This is a genomic window from Paraburkholderia sp. NPDC080076 (assembly GCF_050281145.1).
Lineage (GTDB): Bacteria > Pseudomonadota > Gammaproteobacteria > Burkholderiales > Burkholderiaceae > Paraburkholderia.
Map to the genome: position 1 here is coordinate 954504 of NZ_JBNNWQ010000002.1, position 22861 is coordinate 977364.

The 22861-nt window shown below is 63.2% G+C and carries 23 protein-coding genes; 18 read left to right on the forward strand and 5 right to left on the reverse strand.

Annotation, left to right across the window (positions count from 1 at the left end):
* Positions 1–376 precede the first annotated feature (376 nt).
* Positions 377–973: a DNA-3-methyladenine glycosylase I gene (locus ACQKRQ_RS11595; protein WP_427477014.1), complete on the reverse strand. Its 597-nt coding sequence runs from the start codon at positions 971–973 to the stop codon at positions 377–379.
* A gap of 140 nt (positions 974–1113) precedes the next feature.
* On the opposite strand from ACQKRQ_RS11595, the gene ACQKRQ_RS11600 reads away from it, so the two are divergent.
* Both ACQKRQ_RS11600 and ACQKRQ_RS11605 read left to right on the forward strand, forming a co-directional pair.
* The gene (locus ACQKRQ_RS11600) at positions 1114–1995 is read left to right on the forward strand and encodes a BadF/BadG/BcrA/BcrD ATPase family protein (protein ID WP_427477016.1); all 882 of its coding nucleotides are present in this window, start codon (positions 1114–1116) and stop codon (positions 1993–1995) included.
* Positions 1996–2127: 132 nt separating this feature from the next.
* Entirely contained in the window at positions 2128–2949 is an 822-nt protein-coding gene (locus ACQKRQ_RS11605; protein ID WP_427477018.1) for a Cof-type HAD-IIB family hydrolase, read from the forward strand.
* A 159-nt stretch (positions 2950–3108) separates the two neighbouring features.
* Here the strand turns inward: ACQKRQ_RS11605 and ACQKRQ_RS11610 are convergent, their stop codons facing one another.
* The 3 genes from ACQKRQ_RS11610 to aqpZ form a co-directional block, all read right to left on the reverse strand.
* Positions 3109–3420 carry a PXPV repeat protein gene (locus ACQKRQ_RS11610; protein WP_132376575.1) on the reverse strand — a complete coding sequence of 104 codons (312 nt, stop codon included), beginning with the start codon at positions 3418–3420 and terminating at the stop codon, positions 3109–3111.
* Between the two features lie 286 nt (positions 3421–3706).
* Positions 3707–4402 (reverse strand): histidine phosphatase family protein, encoded by a 696-nt coding sequence (locus ACQKRQ_RS11615; protein ID WP_427477020.1) that lies wholly within the window; start codon positions 4400–4402, stop codon positions 3707–3709.
* 153 nt (positions 4403–4555) lie between these two features.
* On the reverse strand, positions 4556–5296 hold the full coding sequence (gene aqpZ / locus ACQKRQ_RS11620) for an aquaporin Z (RefSeq protein WP_427477022.1): 741 nt from the start codon (positions 5294–5296) through the stop codon (positions 4556–4558).
* A gap of 290 nt (positions 5297–5586) precedes the next feature.
* Here aqpZ and ACQKRQ_RS11625 point away from each other — a divergent pair, with 290 nt between their 5' ends.
* Positions 5587–5889, forward strand: coding sequence for an H-NS family nucleoid-associated regulatory protein (locus ACQKRQ_RS11625; protein ID WP_007179981.1), 303 nt, complete (start codon positions 5587–5589; stop codon positions 5887–5889).
* 288 nt (positions 5890–6177) lie between these two features.
* Here ACQKRQ_RS11625 and ACQKRQ_RS11630 read toward each other — a convergent pair whose 3' ends face one another.
* On the reverse strand, positions 6178–7242 hold the full coding sequence (locus tag ACQKRQ_RS11630; protein WP_132376578.1) for a glycosyltransferase family 4 protein: 1065 nt from the start codon (positions 7240–7242) through the stop codon (positions 6178–6180).
* 705 nt (positions 7243–7947) lie between these two features.
* Here ACQKRQ_RS11630 and flhD point away from each other — a divergent pair.
* The 15 genes from flhD (at position 7948) to ACQKRQ_RS11705 (ending at position 22730) form a co-directional block, all read left to right on the forward strand.
* Positions 7948–8268: a flagellar transcriptional regulator FlhD gene (gene flhD, locus ACQKRQ_RS11635; protein WP_013589958.1), complete on the forward strand. Its 321-nt coding sequence runs from the start codon at positions 7948–7950 to the stop codon at positions 8266–8268.
* A gap of 51 nt (positions 8269–8319) precedes the next feature.
* Complete coding sequence (gene flhC, locus ACQKRQ_RS11640; protein ID WP_132376579.1) at positions 8320–8880, forward strand: flagellar transcriptional regulator FlhC; 561 nt, start codon at positions 8320–8322, stop codon at positions 8878–8880.
* A 214-nt stretch (positions 8881–9094) separates the two neighbouring features.
* Positions 9095–9955 (forward strand): flagellar motor stator protein MotA, encoded by an 861-nt coding sequence (motA, locus tag ACQKRQ_RS11645; protein ID WP_013340867.1) that lies wholly within the window; start codon positions 9095–9097, stop codon positions 9953–9955.
* A gap of 21 nt (positions 9956–9976) precedes the next feature.
* On the forward strand, positions 9977–10984 hold the full coding sequence (gene motB, locus ACQKRQ_RS11650; RefSeq protein WP_132376580.1) for a flagellar motor protein MotB: 1008 nt from the start codon (positions 9977–9979) through the stop codon (positions 10982–10984).
* An 84-nt stretch (positions 10985–11068) separates the two neighbouring features.
* Positions 11069–11446 (forward strand): response regulator, encoded by a 378-nt coding sequence (locus tag ACQKRQ_RS11655; protein ID WP_132376581.1) that lies wholly within the window; start codon positions 11069–11071, stop codon positions 11444–11446.
* Between the two features lie 88 nt (positions 11447–11534).
* Positions 11535–13814, forward strand: a complete 2280-nt coding sequence (gene cheA, locus ACQKRQ_RS11660) for a chemotaxis protein CheA (protein ID WP_427477026.1) — start codon at positions 11535–11537, stop codon at positions 13812–13814.
* Positions 13815–13877: 63 nt separating this feature from the next.
* Positions 13878–14414: a chemotaxis protein CheW gene (locus tag ACQKRQ_RS11665; RefSeq protein WP_074762485.1), complete on the forward strand. Its 537-nt coding sequence runs from the start codon at positions 13878–13880 to the stop codon at positions 14412–14414.
* Between the two features lie 42 nt (positions 14415–14456).
* Positions 14457–16325, forward strand: a complete 1869-nt coding sequence (locus tag ACQKRQ_RS11670; RefSeq protein WP_132376583.1) for a methyl-accepting chemotaxis protein — start codon at positions 14457–14459, stop codon at positions 16323–16325.
* 204 nt (positions 16326–16529) lie between these two features.
* On the forward strand, positions 16530–17480 hold the full coding sequence (locus ACQKRQ_RS11675; RefSeq protein WP_427477029.1) for a CheR family methyltransferase: 951 nt from the start codon (positions 16530–16532) through the stop codon (positions 17478–17480).
* The gene (cheD, locus tag ACQKRQ_RS11680; RefSeq protein WP_427477031.1) at positions 17477–18313 is read left to right on the forward strand and encodes a chemoreceptor glutamine deamidase CheD; all 837 of its coding nucleotides are present in this window, start codon (positions 17477–17479) and stop codon (positions 18311–18313) included. The genes ACQKRQ_RS11675 and cheD overlap by 4 nt, the downstream gene beginning before the upstream one ends.
* Positions 18314–18318: 5 nt before the next feature.
* Complete coding sequence (locus ACQKRQ_RS11685) at positions 18319–19407, forward strand: protein-glutamate methylesterase/protein-glutamine glutaminase (protein ID WP_165923885.1); 1089 nt, start codon at positions 18319–18321, stop codon at positions 19405–19407.
* A 75-nt stretch (positions 19408–19482) separates the two neighbouring features.
* Complete coding sequence (cheY, locus tag ACQKRQ_RS11690) at positions 19483–19878, forward strand: chemotaxis response regulator CheY (RefSeq protein ID WP_095417937.1); 396 nt, start codon at positions 19483–19485, stop codon at positions 19876–19878.
* A 1-nt stretch (position 19879) separates the two neighbouring features.
* Positions 19880–20590, forward strand: coding sequence for a protein phosphatase CheZ (cheZ, locus tag ACQKRQ_RS11695; protein WP_408176414.1), 711 nt, complete (start codon positions 19880–19882; stop codon positions 20588–20590).
* Between the two features lie 289 nt (positions 20591–20879).
* Entirely contained in the window at positions 20880–21425 is a 546-nt protein-coding gene (locus ACQKRQ_RS11700; RefSeq protein WP_408176416.1) for a DUF2844 domain-containing protein, read from the forward strand.
* A 15-nt stretch (positions 21426–21440) separates the two neighbouring features.
* A complete protein-coding gene (locus ACQKRQ_RS11705) occupies positions 21441–22730 on the forward strand; it encodes a DUF3443 domain-containing protein (protein ID WP_427477034.1) in 1290 nt (429 codons plus the stop codon).
* Positions 22731–22861: the final 131 nt, after the last annotated feature.

Consider the following 22861-nt stretch of genomic DNA (forward strand, 5'->3'; position numbering starts at 1 on the left):
TTACGCAGCGGTTATTCGTTGTTTGAGCGCACGACTAGCAGTATCGGGCGTGCTCCATTCGGCGAAGCCCGGACTAGCAAGGCGAAAAGCCGTCAATTCCCGAATTTGGCTTGTTTTTCGCAATGCTCCCCATGTCGCAGGGCCCGTCGACTGCCGCAGCCGCAACTCATAACCGTATAACGACCGAGATGCCCCAGAAGCGCAGCAGGGCTTTACCGAATGGGTGCATGGCGAGGAATCCGGCGTCGTGTTCTCGTCCTCCAGGCCTTGCGTAGCGAGGTAATGACCGGACACCCGCTGCGTCGCTTGGGACTTTCCCTGAGCCGCCGTCCTTTGTTAGAACAGCGGCACTAAGCGCTGGTGAACCCGGGTCGCCTCAGCCCGCTTTGCGATTACGTCCTTTCTTGCCAAGCGCCGCGCATCGCGCGCGGCACATGCAACTCGCCTCGTGGTCGTTCACCATGCCGACCGCCTGCATGAACGCATAACAGATCGTCGAGCCGACGAACTTGCAGCCATAGCGCTTTAGCCCCTTGCTCAGCGCATCCGAAATGTCGGTCGATGCAGGTGCCTGCTTGTACGAAGCCCAGTCGTTCTGGATCGGCGTCTGATCGACGAACGACCAGACGAAGTTGGCCAGTGATCCGTGCTCGGCCTGAATCTGCTGGACGGCTCGGGCGTTGGTAATGGCCGCTTCGATCTTGCCGCGATGGCGTACGATACTTTCGTCCTTCACCAGCGCCTCGACGTGCTTCGGCGTAAAGCGCGCAACCTTGGCGATGTCGAAGTCCGCAAAAGCGCGGCGATAGCCGGCCCGTTTGTTAAGAATCGTCGACCACGACAAGCCGGCCTGAGCGCCTTCCAGCACGAGCATCTCGAACAGATGCTGGTCGTCGCGCGAGGGTACGCCCCATTCGGCGTCGTGATACTGTGCGAGCGCTTCGCTCGATACCCAGTTGCATCGCTGTGTCACTGTCGCGCTCCTGCGTTGTGATGTCGCCCGCCAGCATAGCCGAAGCCGTGCGCACTGCAAGCTGGCCATTCGGCTAATTGCCGGATTGAAACCGACCTGCCACGCTATGCGCTATTCATCCACGGAACTCACTCGATTCCATGAACAAAGACTTCTTTCTGATCGGCATTGACGGCGGCGGTAGCGGCACGCGGGTCGTGCTCGGCGACGCGCAAGGCCGCGAACTGGCGCAGGCGGCAAGCGGGCCGTCGGGTTTGGGACTTGGCGTCGAACGTGCATGGCAGGCCATCGCGGCCGGCTGCAGCGAAGCATTTGCAAGTGCGGGCATGACGCTGGACTGGTCGCGCTGCGTCCTCGGCTGCGGATTGGCGGGCGTCAACAATCGCGACTGGTTGGCCGCGTTTCGCGCGCAAGCGCCCGCGCTAGCGGGACTCGCCGTGGAAAGCGACGCCTATACCACTTTGCTGGGCGCGCACGGCGGCGCGCATGGTGTGATTGTCGCGCTCGGCACCGGCAGCGTCGCGGCCGTGCTGGATGGCGAGGGCGAATGCCGCCAGGTGAGTGGCTACGGATTCCCATCGGGCGACGAAGCGAGCGGCGCGTGGCTCGGACTGCGGGCCATCGTGCACGCACAGCAAGCGCTCGACGGTCGTGGCACTCACGACGATCTGGCCGAGGCGCTGGTCGCCCACACCGGCGCGCACGACCGCGACAGTCTCGTCGTCTGGCTCTGCGAAGCGAATCAGACAGCTTATGCGAGGCTCGCGCCGATCGTCATCGCCCACCGCACGCATCCGTTCGCGGCGCGCTTGCTCGGCGAGGCAGGCGTCGAAGTGGGCAAGATGATCGCCGCACTGGACCCGTCGGCGAGCCTGCCGGTCGCGTTGTGCGGCGGCCTTGGCGCACCGTTGCGCGAGTACGTGCCGCAGATCTATCAGGCGCGCTTACGCGAGCCGCTGGCAGACTCCGCGCACGGCGGCTTGCAATTGGCGCAGCGTGAAGCGCTCCGAGTCGGCGGCTGAAAACGGCGAGTCGCGGCGTGTGCGAATCGTGTGATTACGGCTGAAAAATCGCCGGTATGACCGGCGCGTTCCGGCGAACGCGGCCGGCAACGGTAAAATACGCAGCTTCGACGCTGCCCGCCTGCTCAAACTATGTACAAAGTCATCGCCACGGATCTCGACGGCACGCTGCTCAACGCGGATCACCAGGTGGACCCGTTCACGGTCGCCACCGTGCGCAAACTTGAAAGCGACGGGCTGCGGTTCGTGATTGCAACGGGTCGCCATTATTGCGATGTCGCCGGTATTCGCGACGTGCTGGGCATCAGTCCGTATCTGATTACATCGAATGGCGCGCGCATCCACGCGCCGGACAACACGGTGATCCACGCGGACGACCTGCCTCCGGCCATTGTGCAAAAACTGGTGCTGCCGGAAATCGCTGGCGCGCATGGTCGCGTGATCGTCAACCTGTTCGCCGATCAGGCGTGGCTGATCGACCGCGACGCGCCGGATCTGCTGAAGTTTCACCAGGATTCGGGCTTCACCTACGAAGTGACCGATTTGCCGAAACACGACGGCGTCGACATCGCGAAGGCCCTCTATATCGGCGAGCCCGCTGATCTCGCGCAGGTCTCGACGAATCTCGCACGCGAATTCGGCGACGCACTGTACGTGACCTATTCGCTGCCGGACTGTCTGGAAGTGATGACGGCAAACGTATCGAAGGGCCGCGCGTTGCAGATCGTGCTCGAGCGCCTCGGCGTCGATGCCTCGCAATGCGTCGCTTTCGGCGACAACATGAACGACATCGATCTGCTGGAGACGGCCGGCCATCCGTTCATGATGAACAACGCCAATCCCGACCTCATGACGCGCCTGCCAAACGTGCCGCGCATTGGCAACAACTTTGAAGCGGGCGTCGCACACCATTTGCGCAAGCTCTTCTCGCTCGACGACGAACTGATGTCCTGAGTGGAAATGGAAACGGCCTGCGTCGATTTTCATGGACGCGGGCCGTTTCTTTGAGCGGCACGTCTGGTGGCTCAGGCTGCTGTCGACGGCGTTGCGCCGCCGAGGTCTATCAAGGCCGGCAAGCCGCCTCATTTGCCGCCGTCAGTCGCACCAGGAAAATTACCCGTGCCATCCGCCACGGCGGTCGCCATGGTCGCCCCGGTTATCGTGGCCCCAGCCGCGGTCATTGTGATTCCAGTTGCGATCATATCGATGGTCGCCGCGATAATAGTCACCGCGATCGTAGCGGTGGTCCCAGCCGCCGTTGCGGTAGTAGACCGGCTGCGGCGCCACGTAGACCGGGGCCGGACGCGTATAAACCGGTGCGCCGAGCGACAGGCCGATGTTCAGATCCGTATGCGCTTGCGCGACACCGCATGCGCCCGCCGCGAGTCCTGCAGCAACCAGCAAGTGAGTGACGATGCGTTTCATGTTTGTTCTCCTGTGAGGCGACGTATGTTTGTCGCACAGGATCAATCTACGCATTCCCGTCGATGGGTACTGCGACCAGATGTTACGGACTGCAAGCATCGTCGCAGGCTTTGAAAGCTGTGAGCAGGCGTACGTGAGTACGTCGCGCGCCGCACGCCGTTCGGTCAAAGCACTGGTGCATAAGGATTCGCGGCGCTTTGCGCCGTGGCGAAGCGCGCCCGGCACCACGCTTTACCCAAATCTGATGGCCGCCTGCGTAATTGCGGCTTACATCTGTATTACCCGTTTAATTTGCCGCACTCGAGGAAGCCGGGGATCCGGTCGCCGCCGACGCGCCCGGCAGTGCCGCGCAAGGGCAGTCGGTCGCGCGTCCATCCAGCCCCTGACGATCATGTTTGAAGCTGGCGTGCGCTGTGCCGCTTTGCCAGTCGAGGCGAACAACATAGATACTGTCGAAGTCGTCGCTCTTCCAGTTCGGAACATCGGCGGCATTGCCGCCATGCGCGCTCAGCATCTGGCGCAATAGCTTCACGATCAGCTTGTGTTCCCACGCCACGACAATCAGCTTGTTGCGATTGGCCGGATTGACGAGCGCGGTGCCGAGCTGGTCGATCTGAGCGAAACCATAGGGCGTTTGCACCGGCATCTGGAACTGGATGGCGGTCGGCTCGATCGTCGCAAGCGGCCGGATGTAGTAGTAGGGCTTGCCGCCGTCGTCTTTTTGCTGGCCGGGATCGGGTGCGTAGATCGCATCCGGTTTGCCGAACTTGGCCGCGATCACCGCCGGTAAGGCCAGCGCGCGGTTGAGTCCCTGACAGTTGAGTTGTCCGTAGCCCTGGGCAGGCTTCTCACCGTGTCGCACGAACACGAGCGTTTCCGTCTGGCGGTCGGCCGCATGCGCGGTGGGTAGCGCCAGCACACCCGCGCACAAGCCGCCGATGGAGAGTGCGACGCCATGCAGAAATCCGCGGAAACGCTTCATAGGTGGCACCTGTACGAGCTTGGGAAGTCGCACGATTCTACTGCGGGCACGAATAAGCCATCGGCGCGATATCGAGGTGCTTACGCTTCCGCCACAAAACAAAGCGGGCGCCGTAGCGCCCGCTTTGTTTGCCCGAATGACCGCGCGCGAGAATCAGTCGAGCGCCAGCTTCTGCGAACTGCCGCTGCGGCTTTCAGCGATGACCGGGTACAACACGCCTGCAATCACTGCGCCGAGGATCGGCGCAACCCAGAACAGCCACAACTGATCCATCGCCGCACCGCCGACGAAGAGCGCCGGGCCGGTCGAACGCGCCGGGTTCACCGACGTGTTGGTCACCGGGATCGAGATCAGGTGAATCAGCGTGAGGCACAGGCCAATGGCGATCGGTGCGAAGCCGGCGGGCGCGCGCTTGTCGGTCGCGCCTAGAATGACGAAGAGGAAGAAGCCGGTCATCGCCACTTCGCAAATGAATGCCGCGGCGAGCGAGTAGTGGCCGGGCGAGCGCTCGCCATAGCCGTTGCTGGCGAAGCCGCTGGCGACGAGATCGAACCCGGGTTTGCCCGATGCGATGAGCGACAGCACCAGCGCACCCAGCACCGCGCCGATCACTTGCGCGACGATGTACGGCAGCAGATCGCGCGCCGGAAAGCGGCCGGCGATGGTCAGGCCGACGCTCACCGCCGGATTCAGATGGCAGCCGGAAATGTGGCCAATTGCAAAAGCCATGGTCAGCACGGTCAGGCCGAACGCGAGCGACACGCCCACGAAGCCGATGCCCAGACCATGAACCGGGCCGGCGAAGTTAGCGGCGAGGACAGCGCTGCCGCAGCCCCCGAGCACGAGCCAGAAGGTGCCGAACAACTCGGCAGCGAGGCGCTTTGACAACTGCATGGTTGGTAATCCTAAAAAGATGGAGGCTTCCGCTAGCACGCGCGGCTATGTCCGTCTGCATGCCTTGAACGCGCAATTTTAGGGAAAGGCGGGCAAATCAGGTGTCAAGAATTGTCAATGTGGTGTCGCCTTTACCTTTTTATTGCGAGATAAAGATACCGTTTTACAATTCACCGGTCTTAATAATTATCAGAGGATATCTTGCTAAATCGGTATTCTTGTCCATTGCGAATTTTTATAATTGCAGTTAGTCTGCGAGCCAATGAGTTCTAGAAAAGGGGAGAACCGGAATGTCTCAATATGCAGACCTCAAGGCGCAGATCGCCAAATTGCAGGCACAAGCAGAAGAAGCGCGCCGTACTGAAATCGACAATGTGGTCGCCGACATCCGCCAAAAGATCGCTGAATACGGTCTGACGGCTCAGGACCTCGGTTTTGCCGTCGCCGCCAAGCGCGGCCGCCCGCCCAAGAAGGCGCCGCTGCCGGCGAAATATCAGGATCCGAAGTCGGGCAATACGTGGAGCGGGCGCGGCAAACCGCCCAAATGGATCGTCGGTAAGAATCGCGAGCGCTTTCTGATTGGTGCTGCATGAGCCGATTGCCGGTCGCGACGAAAGCCAACTGAAGGTTTATTGGTACTCGGTCTTTATTCGCTGAGCGCTAATCGGCGATGGAAGCGCATCCATGCCCGTATTAAAAAAGCCGCCCTTGAGGGGCGGCTTTTCTGGACAAAGAAGCGGGATAACCTGAAATTACCGCTCGCGCAAACGATTCACACGACGAATTGACTCACTATTGACCTACAAATCGGAAACGTCGTACGCGGCGGATTTCGTTACTCAAGCGGCTGAGCGAAAGTGCCCAGCCGCTTAGCTCGGCGTTTAGCCCACTGCGACTTGACGCAACACCGGGCGGCGCGTGGCTTCGATCAGTGCCGAATAGCCATCCACGTAATTCTGAGCCATCGTCTTCGAGCTGAAGCGGCGTTCGAACTGGGCCCGGATTTCGGTGCGCGACAGTTCGTCCAGGCGTTGCAGCGCCGCGACCGCGCCCTGCACGTCCTCAACGATGTAACCCGTCACGCCGTGGTCGATCACTTCCGGCACCGAACCGCGGTTGAACGCGATCACCGGCGTACCGCACGCCATCGACTCGATCATCACGAGGCCGAACGGCTCCGACCAGTCGATCGGGAACAGCAACGCCTTGGCGCCGGAAAGAAACTCGGGCTTCTGCGCTTCATTGATCTCGCCGACGAACTCCACATGCGCCTGCGACAGCAGCGGCTCGATTTCACGCTTGAAGTATTCCTGGTCGACCTTGTCCACCTTAGCGGCGATCTTCAGCGGCAAACCGCTTTGTGCAGCGATCTTGATAGCTGTATCGACGCGCTTCTCGGGACAAATACGGCCGAGGAACGCCAGGTATTCCGGCTTCTTATGCGTTTGCGGCGTGAGCAGCTGCTCCGGCAAACCGTGGTAAACCGTGTTGAGCCAATTCGCTTGCGGTAGCGGCGCGCGTTGCGAATCGGAAATCGAGACCACCGGCACGTTGGAGAAAGCATCGAACACCGGTTGCAGTTCCGGCAAGTCGAGGCGGCCGTGCAGCGTCGTCACGAACGGCGTGTCCATCGTGGTGAAGAGCGGGAACGGCATGTAGTCGAGGTGAAAGTGCAGCACGTCGAACTCATGCGCCACCTTGCGCACCTTTTCCATCATCAGGACGTGCGGAGCGAGCGCGTCGCGGATCGTCGGATCGAGACGCAGCGCACGAGGCCAGCAGGCGTCGAGGTTGGCCGAAGTAACCGAGTCGCCGCTCGCAAACAGCGTGACGTCATGGCCGAGGTCGACCAGTGCCTCGGTCAGATACGACACGACGCGTTCGGTGCCACCATAAAGTTTCGGCGGGACAGCTTCATACAACGGCGCAATTTGTGCGATTCGCATGCGTTTTCTCCTAATCAGAACGGCATCGCACAGCGGCGCTCGAGTCGAGCGAGGAGCGAATGCCTGACGGACGGTTGGGCGCGGTAAGCCGCCGCCCGGGGGTGCTCCGAACCTGCATCGGGTAATCCCTTAGCTTCATTATCGGGATCGGCCGCGCTAATTCGAGTTATTTTTCAAACGCTTAATGTTGTTACAGCGCGAAACATGACCCGTTACAGGTCGTCGGAACGGCCATCCCGATAATCGGGAGAAATCGCCGGTCGTATATTCGGACGCTGCAAAGCCATCAGCAAGGCGCGGGCCCGGGCGGTGGAGATCGGCCCCTACACGCGGCGTGTTGCAGAGAAGTGAAAACGTCTTATAATTCTTCCTCACCGCTGCACGGTGCGGACCGTGAGTCAATCAGACTCACCATTTAGTTCACATCATTGCCAGCAACCTCATCGATGCGCACGGAAAGTTTCTAAATTGCGCCTATGGGGTTCCATCAAGCCCTCTCCGACCCGCCTTTGTAGGAAAAATTCCTACACGAATGACGGATTAATCCGTCAATAAGGCTGGGTGTCTGTCCGATTTTCGTCCGCTCCCCCTTTCGCCACAATGCTCGCAAGACCAGAAACGAGCCGATTCGTGCGGTTTCAGTGCGCGCGTTCGAGCAAACGTTTCCGTAACGGCCTGACCAGCCAGATACACCCCGGGGGAATCATGAGCGCGACAAGCGATATGCTCAATGAGATCAGAGAAGTTAACCTGTCTTATCTCCTGCTCGCCCAGCGACTGCTGCGCGAAGACAAGCCGATGGGCATGTTTCGCATGGGGATTTCGGACCAGTTAGCCGATGTGCTCGCCAATCTGTCGTTGGCGCAGACCGTCAAGCTGGCGGCGTCCAATCAGGTGTTGTGCCGTTTCCGTTTCGACGACCATGCCGTGCTGTCCGCTCTGGCGGACAAAGGCAAATCCAGCGCCGTGGCTCAGGCGCATTCCGCGATCCTGATGGCAAGCCAGCCAGTCGAGCAACTCGGCTGATGGCACGTTGCATTCCAAACAAAGCGATCAGGACGGGGAAAACGCAAACGGATGGCCTATAAAAGTGTTGTGCTCGAAGTCAGGGAAATTACCCTGGCGATCGAACTGATCGAGCTTGGCGCGCGTTTGCAATTGCTGGAAGCGGAAACCAGCCTGTCGCGCGACCGGCTCATCAAGCTATATAAAGAACTGAAAGGGGTCTCGCCGCCCAAGGGTATGTTGCCCTTTTCGACCGACTGGTTCATGACCTGGCAGCCGAACTTTCACTCATCGCTGTTCTACAACATTTACCGGTTCATGGCCGATCATGGCGGCTGCCTGACGATCCAGTCGATCGTGAAGAGCTACCGGCTGTACCTGGAACACGTCCAGTTGCACGACGACGAGCCCGTGCTCAGTCTCACGCGCGCCTGGACGCTGGTGCGCTTTTTCGACTCCGGGATGCTGCAAATGACCGCCTGCTGCCGCTGCGGCGGACATTTTGTCGCGCATGCGCACGATCCGCAGCACGCATTCGTCTGCGGCCTGTGCCAGCCGCCCTCGCGCGCCGGTAAGACAAAGAAATTTGCCGACGCCCGGGCCCGCGAGAGCCTCGCCGCCCTCGAAGCTTGACCCGGAACGCGGCCGCCGGTGCGCGGTGCGCCTTCCATCTCCCCTGCGGCGGGCCTTCCAGCCCGCCCGCGCGACGCCCGGTCCAGCCGGACCGGCCGCATCCGCCTCTGGTTTACACCGGAGCGACGAGCCGCTTTTCCGCCAAAGTTTTCCGCTTCGTTGCCGTAAACCAGATTAACGACGGTCACCGTCGCTTCTTTGTGAGGGCTCGGCAGTGCTGATTTTCGTGGGAACACTCGTGACGCTTTTGTCCGTTTTCGGCGGTTACGCGCTGGAAGGCGGCCATCTCGGCGCGCTGCTGCAGCCCGTTGAAGTGCTGATGATCGTCGGCGCCGGCGTCGGCGCATTCATTCTGGGTAACGGAATGAAGACGATCAAGGCCACGCTGCGCGTCATTCCAACCCTGTTCAAGGGCGCGAAGTACAACAAGGACGTTTATATGGAGCTGATGGCGCTCCTCTACGTCCTGCTGGCCAAGGCGCGCAAGGAAGGCACGCTGACGCTGGAAGCGGACATCGACGATCCGTCGAAGAGTCCGATCTTCACCCAATACCCGAAGATTCTCGCCGACCATCACATCATCGAATTCCTGACCGACTACCTGCGTCTGATGGTGGGCGGCAACATGAACGCGTTCGAGATCGAAAGCCTGATGGACGAGGAGATCGAGACGCATCACCAGGAAGGCGAAGCGCCCGCTCACGCGCTGACCAAGGTCGGCGACGCGATGCCGGCGTTCGGGATCGTGGCCGCGGTGATGGGCGTGGTGCACACCATGGCCTCGGCCGACAAGCCGCCCGCCGTGCTCGGCGAGATGATCGCCCAGGCGCTGGTCGGCACCTTCCTCGGGATTCTGCTTTCGTACGGGCTGATCGGGCCGCTCGCGAGCGTCGCCGAACAGCGCGTGACCGAGTCGACCAAGATGTTCCAGTGCATCAAGGTGACGATTCTGGCCAGCCTGAACGGTTACGCGCCGGCGATTGCCGTCGAGTTCGGCCGCAAGGTGCTCTTCTCGACCGAACGCCCGTCGTTCGCCGAGCTGGAAGAGCACGTGCGCCGCGTCAAGGCCAAGTAAAGGGCGCCGGGAACCGAACCGATGAGCAAGGACAAAGACCGCGCCATTGTCGTCAAGCGCTCCGCGCCGGCCAAGAAAGGTCACCACGGCGGCGCCTGGAAGCTCGCGTATGCGGACTTCATGACCGCGATGATGGCGTTCTTCCTGCTGATGTGGCTGCTGAGCTCGGCCTCCACGGTGCAGTTGAAGGGCATTGCCGATTACTTCAACCAGCCGTTGAAGATCACGTTGTGGGGCGGCGACCGCAGCGCCGAGGACTCGAGCATTCTGAAGGGCGGCGGCCGCGATATCTCGACCGACGCGCAAGGCGTGACGCGCTCCACCGACGGTTCGAACAACCGCTCCGAGCGCAGCGTCTCGCACAACAACGAAGATTCGATGAAGCAGTTGCAGGGCGAGCTGGAACGTCGCGAGCAGGTCCGCCTGCACGATCTGCAGGTCAAGCTGATGGCCGCGATCGAAGCGAATCCGGTGCTGCGCCAGTTCAAGCAGCAGATCCGCATCGACTCCACGCTGACCGGCTTGCGCATCGAAATCGTCGACTCGCAGAAGCGGCCCATGTTCGCGACTGCGAAAGACCAGGTCGAGCCATATATGCGCGACATTCTGCGCGAAATCGGCCACACGCTGAACGACGTGCCGAACCGCATCATCGTGCAGGGCCACACCGACGCCGCGCAGTACGCCGGCGGCGAGAAGGGCTACAGCAACTGGGAACTGTCCGCGGACCGCGCCAACGCGTCGCGCCGCGAGCTGATCGCCGGCGGCATGGACGAAGCGAAGGTCATGCGCGTGCTCGGCCTCGCGTCGACGCAAAACCTGAACAAGGCGGACCCGATGGATCCGGAGAACCGCCGCATCAGCATCATCGTGCTGAACAAGAAGTCGGAGGAGGCGCTGAACCATGACGACTCCACCACGACCACCTTGTCGGACGACGCAGCCGGCTCCAAGCCGTTGCTGCAAAAGCTTGCGCAGCCGGTAACGGTTGCACCGAAGTTGCCGGCGGCAGCGCCGGCGGCCCAGTAACAGACAGCGATCGCCTCGCCCGTTCATGCGCCCTGCCGGCGCGGACGGAAGGGCGATCCATAGCGTACGTGCAGCGAGGTTTTCATGATCAGGCACATCCTGGCAATCGACGATTCGGCATCGATGCGGCAGATTCTCGCCGCCACGCTGACGACGGCAGGCTACGAGGTGACGCTCGCGGCGGACGGCGACGAAGGGCTCGAAAACGCGCTCGCCATGTCGTTCGATCTCGTGCTGACCGACCAGTACATGCCAGGCAAGACCGGCCTCGATCTGATCGCCGCGCTGCGCAACAACCCGGCTTACCAGGCCACGCCCATCCTCGTCCTCACGACGGAATCGGGCGAGCCGTTCAAGGAAGCGGCGCGGGCTGCGGGCGCGACCGGCTGGATCGAAAAGCCGCTCGACCCGGACATGCTGACCGAACTGGTGGCGGCGCTAGCCGAGCCAGATCACGCGTAAGCACTACCCATAGACCCAGTTATAGAAGCTCTCGACGCGGCGGCACGGCAGCCCAAGCCAAGACAGGAACTCTCGCGGTGACCCAGGCATGACACTCGACATCACTCAGTTCTATCAGACGTTCTTTGACGAAGCGGACGAACTGCTCGCGCAGATGGAGCAGTTGCTGCTCAATCTGGATATCGCCCACCCGGACCCTGAAGACCTCGCGGCAATTTTCCGCGCGGCGCACTCGATCAAGGGCGGCGCGGCAACGTTCGGTTTTACCGCGCTGACGGAAACGACCCACATTCTCGAATCGCTGCTCGACCGCGCGCGCAATAACGAACTCGTGCTGCGCAAGGACATGATCGACACGTTCCTCGAAACCAAGGACGTGTTGTCCGGCCAGCTCGCCGATTACCGCGCGAGCGCCGAGCCGGACGCGGCGACCGCGAAGGCAATCTGCGCGAAGCTCGAACGCCTGAACGCGGAGAGCCGCGACGGCGCGGCGCCGGCTGCGGCGGCCGTTGTCGCGAGCGCGGCACCGGTTGCAACACAGGCAGTACAAGGCGGGACCCCGCCGGAGCACGTCGTCGAACAGGCGGTGCAGGCGGCGGGTGAATGGATTGACGGCGAACCGGCACAGACCGGGCAAGCCACGGGAGCCGGCGAAGAATCCGGCCCACATCTGAAAATTACGCTACGGGGCGTTGGTGAGAAGGACCAGGAACTGCTGGCCGAAGAGCTCGGCAACCTGGGCAACATCGTCGGGCAGGTCAAGAGCGGCGGCGATCTGACGCTGTGGCTCGCGACCGATGTGACCTCCGACGACATCATCGCCGTGTGCTGTTTCGTGATCGACGAAAGTCAGATCGTGATCGGCCGCGGCACCGCACCGGCGGACGACGCGCAGCAAGGCGAACCTGGAACGCCCGACGCTGCCGATTCGTCCCCGGCGCAAGCAGTACAGGCAACTCACGCGGGCCACGCAGCATCGTCGGCACCGGCGGCCGACACCGCTGCACCCGCATCAACCGCCGCGCACGGCCTGTTCGACGCACCGGCCGCGCCGGCGCATGCCGCGGCTCAACCCGCGGCGGCGCCGAGCGCGCCGGCTCAGGCCAGCGCGGCGAGCGCAGCCGCGCCCGCCGAGCAGGACCGCAAGGCGGCACGTCCGGCTGCGGCAGCGGGCGGCGCGGAAGGCAGCTCGATTCGCGTCGGCGTCGAAAAGGTCGATCAGCTGATCAACCTGGTCGGCGAACTGGTGATCACGCAAGCCATGCTCGCGGAAACCACCAGCACGTTCGACCCGGCGCTGCACGACCGCCTGTTCAACGGCATGGCGCAGCTCGAGCGCAACGCGCGCGATCTGCAGGAAGCGGTGATGTCGATCCGCATGATGCCGATGGATTACGTGTTCAGCCGCTTCCCGCGTCTGGTGCGCGATCTGGCGGCGAAACTCGGCAAGGAAGTGGAACTCGTCACCTTCGGTCAGGCGACCGAACTCGACAAGAGCCTCATCGAACGGATCATCGATCCGCTGACTCACCTCGTGCGCAACAGTCTCGACCACGGCATCGAAACCGTGGAAGCGCGGCGCGCGGCGGGCAAGGATTCGACCGGCCAGCTGGTGCTGTCGGCGGCGCATCACGGCGGCAACATCGTCATTGAAGTGAGCGACGACGGCGCGGGCCTGCGCCGCGACAAGATTCTCGCGAAGGCGGCCAAGCAGGGCATGCAGGTCAGCGAAACCATGACCGACGAAGAAGTCTGGAACCTGATCTTCCTGCCGGGCTTCTCGACGGCGGAGCAGGTCACGGACGTGTCGGGCCGTGGCGTCGGCATGGACGTGGTGAAGCGGAACATCCAGTCGATGGGTGGTCACGTGGAAATCACTTCGCACGCCGGCAAGGGCAGCACCACGCGCATCGTGCTGCCGCTCACGCTGGCGATTCTCGACGGCATGTCCGTCAAGGTCGGCAACGAGATCTTCATTCTGCCGCTGAACTTCGTGATGGAGTCGCTGCAGCCGCGAGCCGAGGACATCTACACGGTGGCCAACGGCGAGCGCGTGGTGCGGGTGCGCGGTGAATATCTGCCGCTCGTGGCGTTGCACGAAGTGTTCAACGTCGAAGGGGCGAAGCAGGAACCGACGCAAGGCATCGTCACCATCATGCAAACGGAAGGGCGCCGCTTTGCAATGCTGATCGACGAACTGGTGGGCCAGCAGCAGGTGGTCGTGAAGAACCTGGAAACGAACTACCGCAAGGTGCACGGCATTTCCGCCGCGACCATTCTCGGCGACGGCAGCGTCGCGCTGATCGTCGACGTGGCGGCGCTGAACCGCGAAACGCGCCACGCGCATGGCGCGATGAGTCTCGCATGATGTCCGTCACACTCGTCGTAACACTTACTCAACTCAATTCATCCCAACCGTTTGGGGGCTAACGTGGCAGAAGTCCAATCCATCAATTCGAGCGTCGCAAACGCGAGCGGTACGAATGGCCGCCGCGACGCGCAGCAGGCAGACGCCGGCGGTCAGGAGTTCCTCGTCTTCACGCTCGGCGCCGAAGAGTACGGCATCGACATTCTCAAGGTGCAGGAAATCCGCGGCTACGACAACGTGACGCGGATCGCCAATGCGCCTGAATTCATCAAGGGCGTGATCAATCTGCGCGGCATCATCGTGCCGATCGTCGACATGCGCATCAAGTTCCATCTGGGCCGTGTCGAGTACGACCACCAGACGGTGGTGATCATCCTGAACGTCGCGCATCGCGTGGTCGGGATGGTGGTGGACGGCGTCTCGGACGTACTCACGCTCGCCACCGACCAGATCATGCCGGCGCCGGAATTCGGCGCCACGCTGACGACCGAGTACCTCACGGGTCTGGGCACCGTCGACGGCCGCATGCTGATCCTGATGGACATCGAGAAGCTCATGACCAGCCGCGAAATGGCGCTGATCGAAACGCTCGGCGTCTAACGCGGCAGCCTTCACGAAACGATTGGGACAGGGAGCATTGAAATGCTGAGCAGGTGGTCGATTCGCACGTCGTTGACGATGGTGGGGATCATTCTGGTCGCGCTGACCGTGGCGGTCGGCGTGCTTGGGCTGACCGCGCTGAATCGCGCGAGCCAGTCGCTCGACCGCATTGCGCGCGGCGATCTGGCCGCCATCCATGCACTCGACGATGCTTCGTCGTACCTGCTGCGCTCGCGCGTGTCGCTGGATCGCTTCAACGCGTTGAGCGCGTCGGGCGACACGGAGCAGGCGAAGAAGGTGCTCGATCGTGCGCAGGAGTTGTACGGTAAGGGCAATCAGAGCTGGCAGGCGTATCTCGACGCGCCCAAGAACGGCGTCGAGCAAGCGCAGCTGGACGAACTGCTGGCGCGTCGCACGGCGCTGATGCGTGACGGCCTGGAGCCGGAGTTCGCCGCGCTGCGCGCGAACGATCTGGCCGCCTATCACGCGATCGCGGATACGAAGATCAGCCCGTGGTTCGTGTCTTACGACAACGCCGCATCCGCTGTCGTCAAGAGCTTGCAACAGCACGCGGTGGATCAGCAGGCGAGCGCGCAATCGAACATCTCGCTGATGACGACGCTGATCATCGCCGTCACCGTGCTCGCGCTGCTGGTGGTGGTGGGCATCCGCTTCGCGCTGCGCGGCCTGATCGTGCAGCCGCTCGCCGACGCGACGGCGTGCTTCGAGCGCATCGCCTCGGGCGATCTGTCCGAATCGATCAACGTCTTCAGCCGCAATGAAATCGGGCGGCTGTTCGCCGGCATCAAGCGCATGCAGGACAGCATGTCGACGATGGTGAGGGCGGTTCACAGCAGCACGGAATCGATCGACACCGGTGCGCGCGAAATCGCAATGGGCAACACCGACCTGTCGCAGCGCACCGAACAACAGGCCGCCTCGTTGCAGGAAACCGCGTCGAGCATGGAGCAGTTGACCGGCACGGTACGGCAGAACGCCGAGAACGCGCGTCAGGCGAGCCAGCTGGCCGTCAATGCCTCCGACATCGCCACGCGCGGCGGCGACGTGGTGAGCCAGGTCGTCACGACCATGCAGGACATCGCGAGCAGTTCGAACAAGGTCGTCGACATCATCGGCGTAATCGAGGGCATTGCCTTCCAGACCAATATTCTCGCGCTGAACGCGGCGGTCGAAGCCGCGCGCGCCGGCGAACAGGGCCGCGGCTTCGCGGTGGTGGCGGGCGAAGTGCGCAGCCTCGCGCAGCGCAGCGCGAGTGCCGCGAAGGAAATCAAGGAACTGATCGGCGACTCCGTCGACAAGGTGCAAAGCGGCTCGGCACTGGTCGGCCGCGCCGGTACGACGATGGACGAGATCGTGCAGGCCGTGCGCCGCGTGACCGACATCATGGGCGAAATCAGCGCGGCGTCCGAAGAGCAGTCGGGCGGCATCGAACAGGTAAATCGCGCGGTCGTGCAGATGGACGAAGTCACCCAGCAGAACGCCGCGCTGGTCGAACAGGCGGCGGCCGCGGCGGCCTCGCTCGAAGATCAGACGCGTCAGTTGCAGGCCGTGGTGAACGGCTGGAAAGTGGCCGGCGGCGCGGTGAATAAGAGCGCGGCGGCAACGCGTTCGCAATCGGGGGCGTCCCGTGTGACCGGCAGCAAGAGCAAGCCGGCGGGCAAAGCCGCACCGCATGCGTCCGCGAACGGCGGCGCAGCGCATCCGGCAGCTAGCACGGCGCATCCGGCGGCAAACACAGCATCGGCTTCGGGCAGTCACGATGCCGGCGCCGCACGCGTCGAACCGGCGCTGAAGCCGAAGACGGCCCGTGCGGGATCCGAATCCGCAGCACGTCCGGTCGCGGCAAGCGCGGCCTCGGCGGGCTCGGACGCGGACTGGGAAACATTCTAGGAAGTGGCACAAAGACATGCGGTCATTCGGCATCTCGCTCCATGAGGAGCGAATCATCGAAGCACGCTTTATCAGCGTGTCGCGGGCCGACTGCGTGTTGGAGAAACTCGCGGGCGGGCGCGACCCCGCGAACACAATCCCTTCTTTTCGAGGCGATGCCTTGGCAGGAGAGCGGGATGGCTCGTATCGCAGGCAGGAACTTTCATGATGGCAACGCGCGCACAGCAACGTCCCGTTGGGGCAGAGCCGGTTAGATCCGGTGAGCAGGCACGGGACTTCGAATTCACGTCGGCGGACTTCGCTCGCATTCGCGAACTGATTCACCGCAGCGCGGGCATTTCGCTGTCGGATCACAAGCGCGACATGGCGTACAGTCGTCTGGCGCGCCGTCTGCGTGCCCGCGGGCTCGACACCTTCAAGCAGTATCTCGATCTGCTCGAAGCGGAAAACGATCCGGCCGAGTGGGAAGCCTTCACCAATGCGCTGACCACCAACCTGACGGCGTTTTTCCGCGAGGCGCATCACTTTCCGATCCTCGCCGAATTCGTGCCGCGCCGTCCGCAGCCGGTTTCGGTATGGTGCTCGGCGGCTTCGACCGGTGAAGAGCCGTACTCGATTGCGATGACGCTGATCGAAGCGCTCGGCGACAGCGGCGCGCGCCAGGCTTCGGTGCTCGCCACCGACATCGACACCCAGGTGCTGGCCAAGGCCGAAGCCGGCACGTACCAGTTCGATCAGGTGAAGCATCTCTCGCCGGAGCGGCTGAAACGCTTCTTCCTGAAGGGCACCGGCGCGCATGCCGGCATGGTCAAGGTGCGCCCGGAAGTGCGCGCGCTGGTGCGCTTCGAGCAACTGAACCTCACCGATCGCGATTACCAGTTGCGCTCGCAGTTCGACGCGATCTTCTGCCGCAACGTGATGATCTATTTCGACAAGCCGACCCAAGCGCAAGTGCTCGCGCGCTTCGAGCCGCTGATGAAGCCGGGCGGCCTGCTGTTCGCTGGCCACTCGGAAAACTTCACGTACGTCACGCAGGCGTTCAAGCTGCGCGGCCAGACCGTCTACGAGCTGACGCGTGACGCGACCGGCGTGCGCACGCCGGCGCGCGCGACGGCAACGGCGGCGCATCACACGACGAACGGGGTGACCGTATGAGCAGCGCCCTGCCGATCGCCACCAATCTGTATTTCGACAACCACTTCCAGCGCCCCGGCGTGAAGTTGTTGCCGAACGAGTTTTACACCACGCATGAAGACATGGTGCTGGTCACCGTGTTGGGCTCGTGCGTCGCGGCCTGCATCCAGGACCGCACGGCCGGTATCGGCGGCATGAATCACTTCATGTTGCCCGACGACGGCGCGGACGTCGCGCAGGCCGCATCGGATTCGATGCGCTACGGCGCCTACGCGATGGAAGTGCTGATCAACGAATTGATCAAGGCCGGCGGCCGGCGCGAGCGCTTCGAAGCCAAGGTATTCGGCGGCGGCGCGGTGCTAGCCGGCATGACGACGATGAACATTGGCGACCGCAACTCGGAGTTCGTGCGCCGCTATCTGGCGCTGGAAAAAATCCGCATTGTCGCCGAGGACTTGCAGGGCTCGCATCCGCGCAAGGTGGCGTTCATGCCGCGCACGGGCCAGGTGATGGTGAAGAAGTTGCGCCTGCAGCAGGAAGCGGGCGTGGCCGAGCGCGAACAGGCGCTGATGCGGCAAAGCGCCGAAGCGCGCGTCGAGCGGCTCGCCGCGGCGCGCAAGCGGGTGGAACTGTTCTCGACGTCGGCCGCGTCGAGAGCCAAGGTCGAACTGTTTTCGACGCCCGCCACCGCCCGCCCGAAGATCGAGCTGTTCGGCTCGTCTGCGGGCGCGGCAGCGGGAACAGCGGCTACCGCAGCGGGCAGTCCGGGCGCAGCGAAGCCGCGCATCGAACTGTTCGGCGCAGGCCCGCGCCCGCTTAATTCAAACAACGCCAGAACTACAGAGGAGGCGTGAGCGCTGTGCAAAAGATCAAAGTACTGTGCGTCGACGATTCGGCGCTGATCCGCAGCCTGATGACGGAAATCATCAACGGCCAGCCGGATATGACGGTGGTGGCGACCGCACCCGACCCGCTGGTCGCGCGCGAACTCATCAAGCAGCACAATCCGGACGTGCTGACGCTCGACGTCGAAATGCCGCGCATGGATGGCCTCGACTTCCTCGAGAAGCTGATGCGTCTGCGGCCGATGCCGGTCGTGATGGTCTCGTCGCTGACCGAGCGCGGCAACGAAATCACGCTGCGCGCGCTGGAACTCGGCGCGGTCGACTTCGTCACCAAGCCGAAGGTTGGCATTCGCGACGGCATGCTCGATTACTCGGAAAAGCTCGCCGACAAGATTCGCGCGGCCGCTCGCGCACGCGTGCGCCAGGCCGCGCCGGCGCAGCACGCGGCGGCGCAGGCCGCGCAGGCGCCGGTCGGCGCCGCGCCGCTCTTCAACAATCCGCTGCTCAGTACCGAGAAGCTGATCATCGTCGGCGCGTCGACGGGCGGCACGGAAGCGATCCGCGAAGTGCTGGTGCCGCTGCCGCCGGACGCACCCGCGGTGCTGATCGCGCAGCATATGCCGCCGGGCTTCACAAAATCTTTTGCACAACGCCTCAATGGTTTGTGCCGGATTACCGTTAAAGAGGCAGAGCACGGCGAACGCGTGCTGCCCGGACATGCGTATATCGCGCCTGGGCACGCTCATCTGTTGCTTGCCCGTAGTGGCGCGAACTATATTGCTCACCTGTCGGACGAGCCGCCGGTGAACCGGCATCGTCCGTCGGTGGACGTGCTGTTCCGTTCGGCCGCGCAGCATGCGGGCAAGAACGCGGTCGGTGTGATTCTGACCGGGATGGGGCGCGACGGCGCCGCCGGACTGCTGGACATGAAAAAAGCAGGGGCGTACACCCTTGCGCAGGACGAAGCGAGCTGTATCGTGTTCGGCATGCCGCGTGAAGCGATTGCGCTCGGCGCGGCGGACGAGATCGCAGCGTTGCCGGAAATGAGCCGGCGCGTGATGGCGCGTCTCTCGGCAATGGGCGACCGCGTTCAACGGGTATGATGCGCGCCGGTAGGATTTGAGGCGTTAGTTTGAGGCGGACAGGCGCCGCACCATGGATCAAGCAAAGGGAATGAAATGGATAAGGGAATGAAGATTCTGGTTGTTGACGACTTTCCGACGATGCGCCGGATCGTTCGCAACCTTCTCAAAGAGCTCGGCTACTCGAACGTCGACGAGGCGGAAGACGGTCAGGCCGGTCTCGCGCGTTTGCGCGGAGGTACGTATGACTTCGTGATCTCCGACTGGAACATGCCGAACCTCGACGGTCTGGCCATGCTCAAGGAAATTCGCGCCGACGCCAACCTCACGCACCTGCCGGTGCTGATGGTGACGGCTGAATCGAAGAAGGAAAACATCATCGCGGCGGCGCAGGCCGGCGCGAGCGGTTATGTCGTCAAGCCGTTCACGGCCGCGACGCTCGACGAGAAGCTCAACAAGATTCTCGAGAAGATGGCCAAGACCGGGAGCTGATGTGAATCTGCCGACCAACGCGCAAGGCGCCGACGCGGTCAACGAGAGCGGCGACTTCGCGTCCGACCGCATCCTCGCCCGCATTGGACAACTGACGCGCACGCTGCGTGACTCGATGCGCGAGCTCGGGCTCGACAAGCATGTCGAGCGTGCGGCCGAAGCCGTGCCCGATGCCCGCGACCGTCTGAAATACATCGCGAATATGACGGAGCAGGCCGCCGAGCGCGTCCTGTCCGCAATCGACGTCGCCAAGCCGATCCAGGAGCAGCTGCGGAAAGACGCGGGCGAACTCGACGCGCGTTGGGAGCAGTGGTATGCGGCGCCGATCGAGCGCGAGGAAGTGCGCGCGCTGATGAACGACACGCGGACCTTCCTGCGCGGTGTGCCCGACGCGACCAGCGCGACCAACTCGCAGCTGATGGAGATCATGCTGGCGCAGGACTTCCAGGATCTGACCGGCCAGGTCATCAAAAAGATCACGGATGTCGTGTACCTGATCGAGCAGCAGTTGCTCGGTGTGCTGGTCGAGAACATCGCGCTCGAACGGCGCGAGCAGTTCGCGGCGAACGCGGCGGCGCTGGCGGCCGAAGTCTCACCGACCGGCAGCCCCGAACATCTGCTGAACGGTCCGCAGATCAATCCGGAAGGCAAAACGGATGTGGTGCAGGACCAGTCGCAAGTCGACGATCTGCTGGCAAGCCTCGGCTTCTGATCTGCCGGGGTCATAGCACGTCGCGGCGGCCCGCCAAGGGCGCGCCAGATCGAACCAGTACGCATAGCAAGCCGCGCGCCCGCGCCGGCTTGCTGTCTACCGACACAAACCACAGGCATACTACGAGCTCAAGCAGCGGCACGGCGCTCCGGTGAGGACACACACCGGTCGGTAGCACGATGGGGAAAAACCCTCCGCAGTGCAACCGCAGCGGTGCCGTATGATCTGCATACATGCAGCCGGTTTGCACGACGTGCGAATCGAGCAGCAGCTCGGGAGGAGCCTCGTCATGTGGAGTCGTGTACGCCGCGCCGGGATCGTTACGGCGCTTGCCTTACCATGTTCGCTCATCGCCGTGCAGTCCGCTCATGCGGGACTGGGCGGCGCCCCCATGACGCCGCCCACGGGCTCGTCAGTTTCAACTCGTACCATCCAGCCCGGCAGCAGCGCCGCCAATGCGGCGCAGGGCGTGATGCGTTCAGCATCGAACGCTGCGTCTTCCACTTCCACTTCCGCGTCCTACACCGTGCGTGAGACGGCGCTCGGCAACGGCACCGTGGTCCGCGAATATCTCGCCGCGAACGGCTCCGTCTTCGGCATTGCATGGCGCGGCCCGCAAATGCCGGATCTGAACGATCTGCTCGGCAGCTATTTCCCGCAGTACGTGGCCGGCGTGAAGGCGGTGCGCGCGGCGCGCGGCGGCGGCCGCGGCCCTGTCTCGGTCGACCAGAGCGGCCTCGTGGTGCGCTCCGGGGGCCATATGGGCTCGTTCAACGGCCAGGCGTGGCTGCCCCCGGCGCTGCCCGCCGGCGTCAGCGGTTCAGACATCCAGTAATAGCGAGGACGAAACATGCGAACCAAGCATATTGCTGTGAAGCTCAAGGGCTGGATGCAGGCCGTCGCGGCCTTGGCGTTGGTGTCGGCGCTCGCCGCATGCGGCGGCGGTGGCGATTCCAATAACAATTCGTCGAACGCGCTGAACGGCGGCTCGCTGCCGCCGAGCCCAACCCAGCAGCCAATCGCCGCGAACGCGGCGAACACCGTGCCCATCACGGTCGGCCGGGGCGTGACCGGCATCGTCAATATTCCGACGGTCAGCGTGACGGTTTGCGCGCCCGGCTCGACCTCGAATTGTCAGACTATTAACAATATCCAGGTCGATACGGGTTCGTACGGACTGCGCGTGGTCAGTTCGGCTTTCAACGGCTCGCTGCTCAGTGCGTTGCCGGTCAGCACCGTCGGCGGCGCGCAGCTTGCCGAGTGCGCGACGTTCGCGGATGGCTTCACGTGGGGCACGGTGCGCACCGCGACCATCGCGATCGGCGGCGAGAGAACGACGGCGGCGATTCCGATGCAGATCATCGGCGACAAGGACTCGAGCACGGTGCCCACGAGCAGTTGCGGCAACGGCTCAGACGAAAACACCGCCAGCGATCTCGGCGCGAACGGCATTCTCGGCATTGGGACGTCGCCGACCGATTGCGGTGTGACCTGCGTGGATGCCGGGACGGCGGCCAACTTCAGCAATTACTTCGCCTGTCCGAACGGCGCGTCTTGCGCCCGCACGGCGGTGCCGCTCGCGCAGCAGGTGGCCAATCCGGTCCCGTTCTTCCCGGTCGACAAGAACGGCGTGATCGTGCAGATGCCGCCGGTGTCGAATACCGGCGCGCCGTCGGCAACCGGCACACTGGTGTTCGGTGTCGGCACGCAGTCGAACAATGCGCTCACCGGGGTCCAGGTCTTTACCACCGACGCTTTCGGCGACCTGGACAACAGCGTGTTCAACGGCACGACGGTGCAAGCCTTCCTCGATTCGGGCTCGAACGCCTACTTCTTCGGCGATAGCTCCCTCGCGCAGTGCGGCAGCAACTTCGCGGGCTTTTACTGCCCGTCGTCGGCGCAAACGCGGACGCTGACGCTGGTCGGGCTGAACAACACGCAGGCGAGCGCCAGCATCGGCATCCTGAGTGCGTCGACGCTGTTCGGCAACGGCAGCAACTACGCGTTCAACGACCTGGCAGGGCAGATCGGCGGCAACAGCAGCTTCGATCTGGGCTTGCCGTTCTTCTACGGCCGCCACGTGTACTACGGCATCGATCAAACCGCGAACGGCGGTCAGGCGCCTTTCGTGGCGTTCTGATCGAAGCGCCGCACTGAAGGCTGAGGCGGGACCGACGCTCGCGCGAGACCCGCGCGAGCGTCCGGTTCGGCCGCGAGCGGTGGCTTTGCGCGGATCGATCACTAATCGGCCGCGAAAACCTGCCCGCGCCG